Source organism: Martinezella lusitana (assembly GCF_014207095.1).
GTDB lineage: Bacteria > Pseudomonadota > Alphaproteobacteria > Rhizobiales > Rhizobiaceae > Rhizobium > Rhizobium lusitanum_B.
In genome coordinates this window covers 70,871-85,005 of sequence record NZ_JACHBG010000011.1, presented here as the reverse complement: position 1 = coordinate 85,005, position 14,135 = coordinate 70,871, and the positions used below count along the sequence as shown (strand labels likewise).

Annotated in this window: 10 protein-coding genes; 7 read left to right on the top strand and 3 right to left on the bottom strand. The window is 56.8% G+C overall.

The features are described from left to right. Window positions 1–138 precede the first annotated feature (138 nt). The 7 genes from GGD46_RS21220 to GGD46_RS21190 all read left to right on the top strand — a co-directional run bounded on the left by GGD46_RS21220 (window position 139) and on the right by GGD46_RS21190 (window position 11,360). Window positions 139–753, top strand: a complete 615-nt coding sequence (locus GGD46_RS21220) for a hypothetical protein (protein WP_184707703.1) — start codon at window positions 139–141, stop codon at window positions 751–753. Window positions 754–943: 190 nt separating this feature from the next. Beyond that, the gene (locus GGD46_RS21215) at window positions 944–1,324 is read left to right on the top strand and encodes a hypothetical protein (protein WP_184707701.1); all 381 of its coding nucleotides are present in this window, start codon (window positions 944–946) and stop codon (window positions 1,322–1,324) included. Window positions 1,325–1,533: 209 nt separating this feature from the next. Then, window positions 1,534–3,558, top strand: a complete 2,025-nt coding sequence (locus GGD46_RS21210) for a DUF4384 domain-containing protein (RefSeq protein WP_184707570.1) — start codon at window positions 1,534–1,536, stop codon at window positions 3,556–3,558. Between the two features lie 21 nt (window positions 3,559–3,579). After that, complete coding sequence (locus GGD46_RS21205) at window positions 3,580–5,259, top strand: caspase domain-containing protein (protein ID WP_184707568.1); 1,680 nt, start codon at window positions 3,580–3,582, stop codon at window positions 5,257–5,259. A 5-nt stretch (window positions 5,260–5,264) separates the two neighbouring features. Then, complete coding sequence (locus GGD46_RS21200) at window positions 5,265–7,733, top strand: trypsin-like serine protease (protein ID WP_184707699.1); 2,469 nt, start codon at window positions 5,265–5,267, stop codon at window positions 7,731–7,733. Between the two features lie 16 nt (window positions 7,734–7,749). Next, window positions 7,750–8,919, top strand: coding sequence for a serpin family protein (locus tag GGD46_RS21195; RefSeq protein WP_184707566.1), 1,170 nt, complete (start codon window positions 7,750–7,752; stop codon window positions 8,917–8,919). Between the two features lie 44 nt (window positions 8,920–8,963). Beyond that, complete coding sequence (locus GGD46_RS21190; RefSeq protein WP_184707564.1) at window positions 8,964–11,360, top strand: protein kinase domain-containing protein; 2,397 nt, start codon at window positions 8,964–8,966, stop codon at window positions 11,358–11,360. Between the two features lie 134 nt (window positions 11,361–11,494). Here the strand turns inward: GGD46_RS21190 and GGD46_RS21185 are convergent, their stop codons facing one another. Genes GGD46_RS21185 through GGD46_RS21175 form a run of 3 tightly spaced genes read right to left on the bottom strand, consistent with a single transcriptional unit; the run spans window position 11,495 to window position 14,132 of the window. Further along, the gene (locus GGD46_RS21185) at window positions 11,495–12,364 is read right to left on the bottom strand and encodes an FHA domain-containing protein (protein WP_184707562.1); all 870 of its coding nucleotides are present in this window, start codon (window positions 12,362–12,364) and stop codon (window positions 11,495–11,497) included. 2 nt (window positions 12,365–12,366) lie between these two features. Continuing rightward, window positions 12,367–13,269, bottom strand: coding sequence for a type II secretion system F family protein (locus GGD46_RS21180; protein ID WP_409527700.1), 903 nt, complete (start codon window positions 13,267–13,269; stop codon window positions 12,367–12,369). Next, entirely contained in the window at window positions 13,269–14,132 is an 864-nt protein-coding gene (locus GGD46_RS21175; RefSeq protein ID WP_184707558.1) for a type II secretion system F family protein, read from the bottom strand. The genes GGD46_RS21180 and GGD46_RS21175 overlap by 1 nt, the downstream gene beginning before the upstream one ends. Between the last annotated feature and the right edge of the window lie 3 nt (window positions 14,133–14,135).

The window sequence follows — 14,135 nt, the reverse complement described above, 5'->3', positions numbered from 1 at the left end:
TTAGACTCCGGAACGCCCCAAAAGAAAGGTAAGGCAGATATTGAATCCAGGCAATGGAGGCGCTCTCCAAAGAATTTGGAGATATTCCTTGGTGCTAGTACAAGAAACGAAGGTGCCCGTTTAGCGAGAGGGTCTTCGATGATAGATTGGACAGGTGAAGAACTTGCACTTGACGCTGCTCTGCTTGAAAAGATCAGGACGGCGAGGATAAATTTCTCCGACAACGTCTGTGCTGCATCGACGTCGTCGGACGTGAGGCATCTTGCCCAGTTGCGCTCTGAGCCGACCTATCTCATGGCTGAATTCCTGTATTCTCTGAGGGTCTTCGGCATTTCCACGGTGGAAGACATTGAACGCTTCGCGGATCTTCACAACGATTATGTTGTTTCACTGACACGAGATGCGGCAAAGCTTGAACGACTCGGGCTCACCCAAGAGCGAGCGCTCGGCTCGATGTTTACTTCTGACACGAAACCGCGGCTCATCCAGAACTGGTCGGAACGACCAGGGGCGATTGACCAATCCAATCTCGCCCGCTTCCTTGTTGCCGTCATGTCGAGCGAAACCTGTCGTAAGATCCTGATTGATTTCGAGCTTGCCGGATTTGTTGAGCGTAAGCGGTCGCCTTATGGTACCGTCATTATCTGGTCGACCGGCAGAATTGAGAACATTTTCGGCCTGATGCTGCGGAATCTCCGGCAAGCGGTTGAGGTTCTGAACACCGCCGACAGCCAGAAAATGAGCTCAAATTGATGATATCTCTCTGCACTTGAAGCTTTCCAAGGCGATGGATCAGTTGGGCCATCGCTGCTGTTCCAAAACCCAATCATCCCTCCAAACCATTTGACGCTGATCGGCGTTGCCGTGGCAGCGCTTGCTCAGTATTGTTCTTTTGAACCCGTACTTATGCGTCAGTGACCCATTGCAAAACTGGATTGAGATGATGATGAAGCGGAAATTCCTTTTTCTTCCGATCTGTTGCGGCGTCCTCGCAGGTGCATTCGGCCAGACCGCCAGTGCAGGCGATGTGGGTGATGCGCTTGCGGCCCGAAATCCGGTGCTCGCTGAACTGCGCAAATATGATGCGAAGGCCTTCGATGCTGCGGTCGCAATCATTGCAAAGAGCGAACGCTCGCAAGGCATTGCGCCTGGGGTGGGCCTGCTGCCCCAGGCTACATCGCCGGGCCGCGACATGGGTAAAGGCCTGGGTCAGGAGTTTACATCTGGCAACCCGGATGTGTTATGGCTCTACAATTCTTCGTCAGAAGGCATGAATGACCTCATTTCAATTTTGAAGACTGCCGGGCAGAAGCCGAAAAGCTAATCGCCGTTTGCTACCAAAATTGAACATTCAAGTATCCTATCAAGGCCAGTCGATGCTTTTCGACTGGCCTTTTGTGTTCGTTGCTTGTCAGTTCCAAGTAAATTGGAGGCCTCCGCTTTGTCGGGTGAAGAGATTCGTCCCAATTTTGCAGGACAATGCTATTCTCAAGGCAGAGACAATGTGAGATCGTCCGATAAGGGGATTATCCGATGCCACACCGCAAGGCAATTCTGACCACAGTAACCTTCTTGTCCATCTTTCCCATCGCGCCGATATCGGTCTTTGCCCAAACCGACCGAACGTTAACGGAGGCGCCGGCGCAAACTGGTCCGATCAGCGTCACTTTCGATCGTACCGAGGCCAAGTATGCGGTCGGCGAGATTGTGGGCATGTACATCCAAGCCAGCAGTGACTTCTACGTGACGGTTCTCGACATATCCCCGAATGGGGAGGTTATTAAGCTCTTTCCCAACAAATATCAGACGGAAACCTTCGTCGCCGCTGGCAAACGTATCCAGGTTCCCGATCCGGCGAGCGGCGCGAAGCTGCAGGTTTCAGGCCCTGTCGGTAAAGAACAGATCAGAGTACTCTACTCTCCAAAGCCGCTGGAGCTTTTTGCCAATCTGGGCAGCAGCGGCGCCGGTATGTTTCGCTCCATCGACGGAGGTGTCGAAGCGGTTTCGCGCAGCCTGGACGATGCACGTAGCCTTGGCGCCAAAATAGGTAGTGAGACAACGACACTCACGACCGTTGAGAGCCTGCCCGCTGCACCCACAATGCCGCCGGTCGCACAGGTGCAGCCTCAAAAGCCAGAGTCGACCCAGGCTGCAATACAAGCAATAAGACCGAAGGTGCCTGTCGTCACGCCCGAGAAGCCTAAAAACCAGTTCGCTACTAAGACCGGGAAGCCTGCGAAACAGGTTGCAAAACCAAGTACACAGGCCGCGAAAGAGCCAAAGACCTATAAAATCGTAACTCACCTTGCGCCAGGACAGGTACTTGCCGACGACGAACTGGAACTGATCGGCAAGGTTCCGGACAATACGATTGCAGTGACCGAGTTGCGACCCTATCGACCGCAACAGTCGCAAGGTCAGAGGCCGCAGATGCAAATGCCCCAGATGCAGGTGCAAATGCAGATGCCGCAGATGCAGATGCAGATGCCACAAATGCAGATGCCGCAGATGCAGCAAATGCAACAAATGCAGATGCCCCAAATGCAGGTGCCACAGATGCAGATGCCGCAGATTAAATTGCCGGGCGGGCTGCAACTGCAATTGCCGCAAATCCAGCTTCCCATCGGCCGTTCTTCCGAAAAGCCGCAGGGCTCGACCGTGGACGTAGCCAGCACCACACTTCCGATCTGCACGCAGATGCTCGACAAGCTGAATAATGATGTTGCCGCAAAGGACATCGATGCTGCGGCACAAGGCGTCGACGCGATTGCCACCAGCGCTGATTGCGGACAATATCAGGTTGTGGCGCAGCGCCGCATCGCAGCGCTGCGGCTTTCCACCGCTCAGGACATGATGAGCAACAACAAGCCGGCCGCGGACTATGAGCCGCTACTGGCTGCTGCCGACGGCCCGCAGGTCTTGTGGCAGGCATCGGCGACACTGGGTGAAGTGCATTTTTCCGAGCGCCGGTTTGCCGACGCGGCGGGCGACTATCAAAGGGCAATTGAGATTATCAAAAATGAGAGCCGCACACCGAGGGCGCCGCCGCCTGACACAATCGACGACCTGATCCAACATGCCGCCAAAGCCCGCATCCTTGCTGCGAATCCGTCCACTGACAACCCGAACGGCACATTCGTGCCCGTGGAGAAGGACCATCGCAGCGGTGATCTCGGTGGTATCTATTCACAGGATGTGCGTGGAATCGTGCCGGTCTCCATCCCGGTTCCAATCACGTTTGATTTCAATAAGTCGACCTTTACGCAAGTCGGTTCGCAGGCAGCCCAAGAACTGCTTGAGGCGATTAAGCAACAGAAGCCTGAACACGTCGTGCTCGTGGGTCACACCGATCACCGCGGCGCGGATGATTACAATGAAAAGCTCTCAGTTCGCCGCGCTCAGGCTGTTGCGGACTATCTGAAGAGCAACGGCATCGATGTGACGATCGAGGCCAAAGGTAAGGGAGCGGCGGAGCCGATCGATGTCACGGCGTCGGATAATCTCACAACGGACGACATCGACGCGCTCAACCGCCGCGTCGAATGGCGCCGGCAATAAAAGGAAGGCGGAGGAAGAGCCATGTCCAGCCTGCCTTCGATCACCTTCGCCCTAGCGTTGCTCCTGCCCTCAGTGTTGATTGCGGCCAACCAGAAGATCGAGGCGCCCCATCATGGCTCTGTCAGGGCAATGTTGATCGGCATCGATATTTACCGGAATGTTCCGCAACTGCATGGTGCGGTTGCCGATGCAGAGGATCTTTCTTTGTCTCTGCGATTGATGGGCGTCGAGGACATGACGCTGCTAAAGAATGGTGATGCGAACCGTGATGCCATCTTAAGCGCGATCCAGGCGCTGACCGAGAGGACGAAGGTTGGCGATTTGGTGGTACTTGGAATTGCGGGTCACGGTTCGAGCGAGCCTGAGCGCGTAAAGGGCTCCAAACCAAGCGGGCGCGATGAGGTCTATGTGCTTGCGGGCTTTGATACGCGCCCGCCAGGGACGCACGAACGCATTTTCGGGGATGAGTTCAAGACGCTGATCCGAGCCATTGAAGCGAAGGGAGCTGATGTTCTCTTTATCGCCGATACCTGTCACGCAGGGGGGCTCACGCGCCAGGCTGATCCGCGTGCTGGTTCCCTGAGCTGGCGTCAAACGCCAGCCTACACTATCGAACAGGACGATCTGAGCCCGATTTCAACGGTCGCCGATGCTGTCTCAAGTCCGTATGACTTTAAGAATTTGACCTTTCTTGCGGCCGTTGACGATAAATCGAATACGCCCGAAATTACCATCCCCGGTGTAGCGCAACGCCGCGGCGCTCTCAGCTATGCGACCGCGCGCGCTTTTCAGGGGGCGGCGGATCGCAATGGCGATGGGATCGTGAGTCGCCGAGAGCTCTTCGAATATGTCCGCCAGACGGTTTACCAGTACACGGACGAGCGTCAGAATATTTTCACGCAAAGCGCACCGGATGAGGATCTGGACAGGGTGGCGGTGTTCTTCCTCAAAAAAAATGACCTTCCTCTGACTGCAGGCGAGGTCGCTGATGCTCAGGGAAATCAGACGGTTGCCGATCCGTTGAAATCCACACAGGCCTCCTCTGAGGCCGCTCCGTTGCAAAAGGCTGTCGTTGTCACGAAGATCGCAGCTCTCGGCGGCGAAGCTGCGCTCGAAAATCTAAAGCCCGCATTGACGCCCATCAGCAAATCAAACGCAGCCGGGGCCGATCTCGTGTTCGATCCTGCGAAACATGAGGCGATTGCTTCTGGCGATGTGATCGCATCCGATATCGATGCTGCTGATCTTCCTTTCGTCGCCGATCGGATGGCAACGCTTGCCATGCTTAAGACGCTGGCGGGCGCAGCCCCGCAGACCATACGCCTAACGCCGTCGGACGCTGTTTACCGCGAAGGGGCACGGGTCGGGATTTCTGTTCCCGATATCGCGGGACGACGGCTTGTGCTCTTCGACGTTACTGGCAACGGTACCGTGCAATTCCTCTACCCGGTAAAGAAGTACGAAGGTCAACCATTGGACCGCGATTTCGAACTGAAACTCGGTGTCACGAAGCCGTTTGGCACTGATCTCCTGGTGGCAGTAAGCGCCGAGACCGAAATGCCGGATCTCGTTGATTTCCTGAAACAGAACGCCAATCGCCGGACTGCGGGGAATATCGCAAAGCAACTACACGACTTTCTTCCATCCGGCGCCCGCGTCGGATTCACGGTCCTTTACACAGCCGCGGGAGCCAAGCCATGACGAGCATGGAGTCGACCATTTGCCGCATCTTTTGCATCCTCGCCATTTCAGTGTCGATGGTGTCTCCGCTTCATGCACAGCAAACCCCGAACGGCGACGAGGACGGGGGGAGAGTTATCGGAGGACAACCGGCAGCTAAAGGAAAATGGCCTTGGCAAGTTAAGATATTTGCCCCTGATCCCGCACAGCGCGGCCGGTTCGGTGGCCATTGCGGCGGCGCGCTCATTGCGCCGCGGTGGATCCTGACAGCGGCGCATTGTGTGACTGATGGACGTTCCGGGCTCCAGGACCTCTTTGCTCGGGATCTCTTGATTGTCGAAGGCAAGTCCAAAGTCGACAGAATCATTTCGGTTGATGGCCCCGATAAGGCGGGCCTTGCCGTTGAGCGTGTCATTATCCATCCTGACTTTGATCGCAAGGTGTTTGCCAATGACATTGCACTATTGAAGCTGTCGGAGCCGGCGATTTCACGGCCCGCGATGCTTGCTTCCCAAGCCGATCGAGCCACAGTCGAACGCCCTGGACATCCTGCGGTCGTCAGCGGATGGGGTTATACCAAGTCCGACCATGGCTGGGACGACAAATATCTGCCGACCGAATTGCAGGAGGCCGAGCTTCCGATCGTGTCACGAGAAGATTGCCTTGCGGGCTACCGAGACAGTTCAATGCGCACGAATTCCATCGACGACCGAAACATCTGCGCCGGCTACGCAGAAGGCGGCAAGGATGCATGCCAAGGCGACAGCGGTGGTCCGCTTGTCGCGCAACGGCCGGACAAGACCTGGATTCAAATCGGCATCGTCAGTTGGGGTGCAGGCTGCGCAGAGGCACATCATTACGGTGTATATACGCGTGTTGCCGCCTTCCGAGACTGGATTGCCACGGCAACAGGCGGCGACATACCGACATCCGAGGCCTCCCAGCAACTTGCGTTGACACAACCAACTGCGACCGCAGCCGGTTCGCCCGATGTCGAAATCGCCAATCTCTCTGCAGTCAGCTCTCTGACCGCAGGTGCAGCTGCACCAACGCAACAACCAAACCCGCAATCGGCCACGCAACCGATGACATCAGCCGAACAGGCTGTTACCCGTTCGCCCGGCGATCATGCTTTGGTGATCGGTATCGACGACTATGAAATCCCCGAGGCCCGTCTCCAAGGATCGGTCGATGACGTTAAGCTCATGCGGGATTTCCTCAGCGGCACGCTCGGGTTCAAGCCGGAGCAGATCCACACGCTGACAGACCGCAAGGCGACACGCAACGCCATTCTTTCGGAAATCGACGACTGGCTCGTGCGCCAGTCCCGTCCCGGCAGCCGTGTCTTCTTTTACTTCAGTGGCCAGGGGTCAGAGGACGCTGCAAGCGAATTCGCTACTAGCGCCACGCTTGTCGCTTCCGACGCGAAGATAGAACGGAGTGGTGGCAAGATGACCATCACCAATCAAATCCGCGAAACCGAGATCGCGGCGCGCCTGAACAGCTTGAAGGACAGGCATGTAACACTGGTGATCGATTCCTGCCATGTCGGCCCAGGCAGCAGCAGCGCTACGGCGGCGCCATCAGGGATGGTGCGCTGCCTCGGACCTGCGTTGGCTTCGTTGAAACCACCACGGCAGTCCGGCAAGGAAGCGAAGTTTTCCTTCGGCGGGGAAAGTGCGATGGTCTGGTCGGCGGTCGACGCTGGACAATGGGCGTTGGTCGACCACGGGGCCAATCCTCCAACTGGCGTCTTCACCCGTCAATTCATCGCGGGCATTGAGCAAGGAATTGCCCGTGCCTCCGACAAACCCAATGTTAGTAACGCGGCGCTGCTCGACTATGTTCGACGCAAATCCGATGAGTATTGCCGAACGCACGCGGACGAATGCCACTTCACGCCAGTGCCGCAATTCTATGGACAACCAGACGCGCTTGGCCGGGACGTTGTTACCGGTGAAGAGGCAAAGACACCGGTAGCGGCAGTTGAGAACACGTTGAAGACCGACAACAATGCCGGTGTATCGGTGGAGGTTCTGCCGGGTGCAACCGTAAATGTCGGCGACAAGGTCGCAATGCGTGTGTCGACAAAGAAGCCCGGTTATTTAATCCTGATCGATATCGATTCTGGCGGCAAGCTGACGCAACTTTACCCAAACAAGCGATCCATGGGGCTTAAGCCGCCTGCAAAAAACGGAGACAACCGGCTCGACCCGGCTCATCCAGTCACCGTACCGGATGTCCACAACCCCTATACTGGCTTCGAATATGTTGTCGAAGGACCGCCCGGCGTCGGCATGGTCGTTGCTATCCTGAGCGACAAGCCGATCTCGGTGCTGGACCTCCCTGATCTACCGGCCCCGCTTGTGGGGCAGCGCGCCGCTTTTAATTACGTCTACGATTTGGCCCGCAGCCTGCGCGTCGTTGGTAGCGACGAGACGGCCGGTCAGTCAGACAAGTGGTCCTTCGATTCCAAGTTCTACCGCATCCGCTGAATGGGGAGCGAACAACATGATAAGGTTCAAGCTACTGGGCAGTCTCGCCGTTTTACTGCTATCCCTAGGTTCTGCGCGAGCTGCGCAGGAGGTTGATGGCCCAAAGGTACTTGCCGCGCAGGCGAGCCTTGCGGTCGGTTTGATCGAACATTCAATCGAGAGCGCAAATTCGGCCAATATAACGGTCTCGCCCGCCACGCTGGCGGCGGCCTTGGCGCTTGCCTCGCTTGGCGCGACGGAGCAGGGTAAGGCGGCGATCGACCAATGCTTGGGCTTTTCGGGCGCGCTCCAAGGCACCGAAGACATACTGACCGCGATCACCACAAAGACATCGGCAGCCGACCCCTCCCTTAGAGCCGCGGTGACTATCGTCTTCGACAGCAAACTTGCGCTCCTTCCGGGCGCTGCAGGAATCTTGTCATCCCATCGCGTGCATCCGGCCATTGCCGACCTCGATAGTCCCGCGGCGGTCAAGATGATCAACAATTGGGTAAAAGAGACAACACGCGGAGCAATTCCAACGATTCTTGATGCTCCTCCAACTGGGGGTGGCTTCGTCAGTCTCGGCGCGCTTGCTTTCAAAAAGCAATGGAAAACTGCATTCGAGCTCGATGGATCCCCCGCGTCGTTCAAGCGGCCGGACGGATCAAGTGTTTCCGTCCCAACAATGCACCTTGCCGACTCCGAACAGAAGTTTCGTGTCGATGATCGGTTTGCCGCCGTTGATCTTGCCTATGAGGGCGATGTTTATCGCATGGTTATCATTGCCGATCGTGCTGGCAACGGTATCGTGCCCGGTGACCTTAAGGCGCTGGGATCTTGGCTTACGGGTCAGGATTTTCAGACCGGTAAGGGTGAGGTAAAATTGCCGAAGTTTTCATCGAATGAAGGTCGGGACCTGATGCCGGTGCTCAACGCAATGGGACTTGCGCCCGAAGGCGGCTTTCCAGGCTTCACTAAAGACAGTGTCAAATTCGCGCGGATCGTGCAAAAAACGATGATCAAAGTCGACGAGAATGGCACGGAGGCAGCTTCAGCTACGGCAGCCATTGCCGAACGAAGCGCCGACCTCGACGCCACACATGTGATTGCCGATGCGCGCTTTCTCTTCGCCCTGAGAGACACGAAAACTGGTCTGCTGTTGGCCGCAGGTCTGATTGGCGATCCGCAATTTGCTGATGAGTAGAACCAAATTTGTTCCGACGCATTGATGTTGAGGGGATGTAGCGCATGAGAAATGATCTAATGGAACGCTACGCGATCGGCGAGCCTCTTTATGAAAACGAGTTCATTGTCTACCCTGCTGAGGACAAGCGCATGAACCGGCTTGTTTCGATCGTCGTGCCGGATCAATCTCTGAAGGCCGATAAGCCTCGTTTCGATCGCGTTTGGGCATCGATAAGTGAGGCAAAATCGCTCTCAGCGCTCCGCTTTGTCGAAATCGAGGATCTGATCGCGCCGTCGCCGGAAGACGGAAATTTCTACATTGTCGAAAAACGACCGTCGAAAACGCTGCGACAGTATCTGGACGAACAGGAAATCGTCGCCTTCGATCGTGCGGTTGCTATCTGCGAGCAGATTCTTGAGGGCGTGGCGACGTTGCATGGAGCGGGATATGCCCACAACGCGCTCAACGATCAGTGCATCTACGTGTCGGAGGATTATTCCGGGCTGCAGGTCCGCATCGGCAATCTTCATTTGATATCGAAAACTGGCGAGCACATCATCCCGCCCTATGTCCCCGAATTCGGAGCGCCGGAAATCTACGCCTCTGGTACGTTCAGCGCTTCGCCGGCGCTCGATATCTATTCCACCGGTATGATCGCCTATAAGATCTTGCTGCCGCGGCAGACTTATACCGATGTGTTCCATAGCGTGATGATATGGGAAAACGATCACCAACGTGACCAGAGCTGGAAGAATATCCATTTGGATCCTTCCAATATTCTCCCTCGTCTCGACGTCCTGATCAACGGCTTCCCGATCGGGCTTGCGAGTGTCATCGAGCGCATGCTGAGCCGCGATCCAGGACAGAGACAGCGCAATGGGGCTGACGCATTGCAGGAGTTTCGGCAAGCCGCAATGGGGCAAAGCGTCGGTATTTCGATCGCCCCGCCACTCATCGGATCGAAAAAAGCGACAAAGACAAAATGGTCGCCGGTTACAATCGGGCTGATTGCCGCGCTGGTGCTGGTCTGTGCCGGCGTCGGGATCGTTACCATCCCAAAGATACTCGGTCCTGACCCCGAACTTGTTGCAAGCGTTGAGGCATGGAAGGCTGAGGCCGAAAACCGTCGTTCGATGGCGATTGCTGCCAAGGCACCGGAACGTCCCACACAAGATGAGGCGAGGCTTGCCTTCGACGCCGGCTCGACGGCCGCAAGTTCCGCTGAAGCTGCAGTGAAAAAGAGCGACTACGATCAGGCCCTCGCACAATATAGGACGGCGGTTGATCGATTCGGCTCGTCACTGGTCGACATTGCCAAGGATGACGCGATGAAGGCGAGAGCGGCAGCTGTCGATGCTGGCACGGAGAAAGCGCCGTCCTTCATCGATGCCGACAACGGCCTGAAAGAGGCAAATACCAAGATTGCCAAAGATCTGAAAGGGGCGATTGCAGGCTTCGGAAATGTAAGGCTGACTTTTGACGCCCTGGCCAAATCGATGTCCGCAATGTCAGGCGCGCAAAAGAAGGCAGCCGAAAAGCAGGACAGGGCCAATCGCATCGGCGCGCAGGAGGCCCCTGATTTTGGCAAGGCAGTTGGCCTGATAACCGATGCCAAGGACAAGGCAACCCAATGGGATCTCTCGGCGGCAACTATTGGCTATACCGATGCGGCCAAGTTATTCGATGCAATGATAGCGGATGTCCTCGCTTCCAAGGACGATGCCGCGGCCGCCAAGCAGAAGGTTGCCGACGTCAGCCAGTCGATCATTTCGCGTGGCGGCAATTTCGATCCGCAATTTGCAAGCTTTGCACCAAGGATTGCCGCAGCGGACGGACGTTTCGATGCAGAGGCCTACAAACAGGCGATTGCCGCATATCAGCCCATCCTCGCCGACCTCACTGCCTTCGCAGCCCAGGGGTTTTGCCCCGGATCGGCGGGCCTGGCATTTCAGCGCGTTACTGTCGGCAGCTATCCGTTGGCTAACGTCAGGCTGATGACCTCGTCACTTGCTGAGCTCGGCCCAATGCTTGGGATCGCCAACGGAGCCATCAAAATCGACAAAGCCTTTTGCATTCAGACGCACGCTGTCACCCGGGCAGAAATGGCTGCTTATTATAACGCTATCAACGATGCTGGGAGCGCAAGGGTGTATCAGGGTAATTCTGACATGCCGGCCGATGACGTGCCTTTCATGACCGCGCAAAGTTATACGGCTTGGCTCTCGCAACAGCTCAAAACCAATGTACACATTCCCTCTGCGTCGGAATGGATGGCCGGGGCCGCAAAGATCGCGACCGAGAAGCAGCCTGACAATGGCGGCATTGTTCTGCAGTGGAGTGCAACGCCATGCAATTCAAATGGCAACATCGCTTTTATGGCGCAGGAGGGGTCGACCTTCGTTGTCTGCTCTGACGCGTCGGCCGGCGGCATTTTCCGCATTGCGTCGGATCTTCGTTGACCGTGGCAGCGCTGTAATGCACGGCCCGCTCTGGGCGAGCCCCTGGCCGTTAAGCGAACCTCGTCAGCACAGCGCCGCCTGTCCGCAGGCAGGACTTCATGGCTGCGCTCACCTGCCTGCCTGCTGGCAAGCCTTCAGGATTTGGAATCTGGCGCGGTTGCCGCACGCCGATCCATAACGAATCGTGCTGCCGAGCAGTTGATATCGGGCACGGCATCGAAAGCCTGTTGATAGAGACTGTGGGCCATCGGCAGATTGCCTCGGATTTCGGAGGCGACCGCTGCGAGCGCCAAACGTCTGTAGGTGTCGGCGATCGGTGCGACAGCCTTGCCAAGCGAATCGTCGTCCGATGGATCGGCTGAGGCGGCCAGACTGGCGTAACTGACGGTTTCTCCAGTGCTGCGACCACTCACTGCGCCGTCGAAACTCGCGGCGGATATTGTATGCATGCGTCGCGCGCTCTTGATGCATTGAAGGATCCCAGCCGCCTCGGTGTTAACCCGTTCGGACGAGCTGCCACCGGTCGTGCCGTCATCCGAAAACAGCGTGAATGCCACGGCAGTCATTGCGCCGAGATAGACGATCGCGATTGCCGCTAGAAATTCCGGTCGCTTCAGAAGCGGCTTGCCGGGCTTTCCCGCGGTTCCTTCGCTGGGCTTGTCCGCTTTAATCTGGCTTGCTGGAGGTTTTGCGAGAAATTGAAACTCGATATCCGTGGACAGGCGAAAGCTGTCGCCCGGCTTCAGCGATGCGGTTTGCAGTAGCGGCTCGCCTCGCAGCGAGATCGGGTTCAAGCCCATTCGGCGAATAATGAACCCACCATCTGTCTGGCGCTCGATGCGAGCATGAATCGGCGCCAAGTAGGGATCATCCACGACAATATCGGCATGGCTCGCTCGGCCGATCGTGGTCTCCGGTTTGACAAGGGCGTGGTTTCGATTCAAGCCCTTGGGACCGCTCTGGCGCAGGCTCGGTTTGTTTCCACTAAAAAGGAAAAATGCCATGATCAGAACATCCCGCTTGTCGTCATTTCAACAATTGCCGGCGCTAGTACAAGAAGCAGGATAGACACGACGATCAGCATTGCCGGCATGACGATCTTTGCCCGCAGTGTTTCGCTTGCCCTATCTGCCTTTTCCCATCGACGAAAGCGCAGGTCCCGCGCGTGTTCACGTAGAAGCTCAAGTCGGTTGCTGCCTTCGATCTCGCCCTGGATCATCGCTCGGATCACACGCAACACTTCCTCGGCCCTGATGCGCGTTTCCAGACGCTGTAACGCTTCGATCAAGCCTGTGCCGAGAGCGATATCCTTCAGGACTTGATCGATCTCCTCGCTCATGGCGGTATCGGGCGCTGCCTCGGAATAAAGCCGCAAACTCTCCGGCAGTGTCGCCTGGGCCTGCTGCGTCATGACCACGAGATCCAGGAAATACGGAAATTCGCGGGAAATGCGTTGTTTGCGGTTTTGCATCTTGTCGTCGGCAACAACCCAAAAATAGACGGAGGGTAGAGCGCCGAACATGAGGCCTGCGGCGATGCCGCCGATCAAACTGCCGGTTGCCATAGCGAAGAGGACGGAAAGAACGACAAAGCCGATGAGGCTGGAAACGATCAGAAGCGATACATATTCGATACCGGTGACACCGCCGAAGGGTCTACCGGCGTGGATCAGCTTCTGTTCGATCTGATCGCCGAAACCCGAGATGATCGGGCGAAAATGCGCGATGAGGAATTCGACGGGCGTGCGCATGCCGACGCTGTCGACAATGTTCGGCGCCAATCCATCGCCGTTTGCCGATCGGCGCACGATCGGCACCGAACTCAAGAGATCACCGATCCACCATGCAAACAGCATGGCTGTCATTCCGGCACAGACGATTACCAAGGGAGCGGTAAGGGCAACGTTCATCATACCGACACCTTCATCATCGAACGCATCCAGAGGAAGCCGCAGACATAAAGGATAACACCGGCAAATGCGATGACGATGCCGATACCGCTGCCGAGGACCTTGTCGATCAGTTCTGGCTGGGCAAAGAAGATCATCAATACCATCATCAGTGCACCGCCATTGACCACACGAAAATTCATGCGCGCCTGGGAAGAGGAGGTCATGATTTTCTGGTCAAGTTTCCAGATCTCCTTGAAGGACTTGGACATCTCCGTCAGTGGCTCGGCAATATCCCCGCCTTGGCGCGCAAATAGGCCGAGCGCGGCGTCGACCATCTTGAAATGCAGACTCGGGACGAGACGACCGTGGCGATCGAGTGCCTCGACCAGGCTTATGCCCAGCTTCTGCTCGCGGGCGATCCGTTCGAATTCATTTGAGCTTGGCATCTGACCGGTATCGGCGACTGCGTTAACGGCAACCGCGAGTGGCTTGCCGGTCCGCACCGCAGAAACAATTTGATCAACCGCGTAGGGAAGCTGGGCCTCGATTTGCCGCCAGCGCCGCTGTAACAAATATCGGATCGTTGCCTTGGGGAGAAATATGGCAATCGGAACTGCAATGATAAGTCCGAGCAGAGGGCCGAAGATCGCCGCGACGAGGATAAAGACCAGCAGCCCCGATATCGCGTGGGCCAGGATCATCATATAGGGTGGCACAGCGTCTCGGCCGAAGACCTGGGCGGCCTCCGACGCCAAAGCCGTATCGCGCTCTGTCGCGCGCAGCAACGGATCCGGCCACCGCACCGGCGCGCCGGCGACGAGCAGGCCGACGGCGACTGCTCCGAGAATGATGCTGCCAAACTGCAGAATATTGATATCCATGCG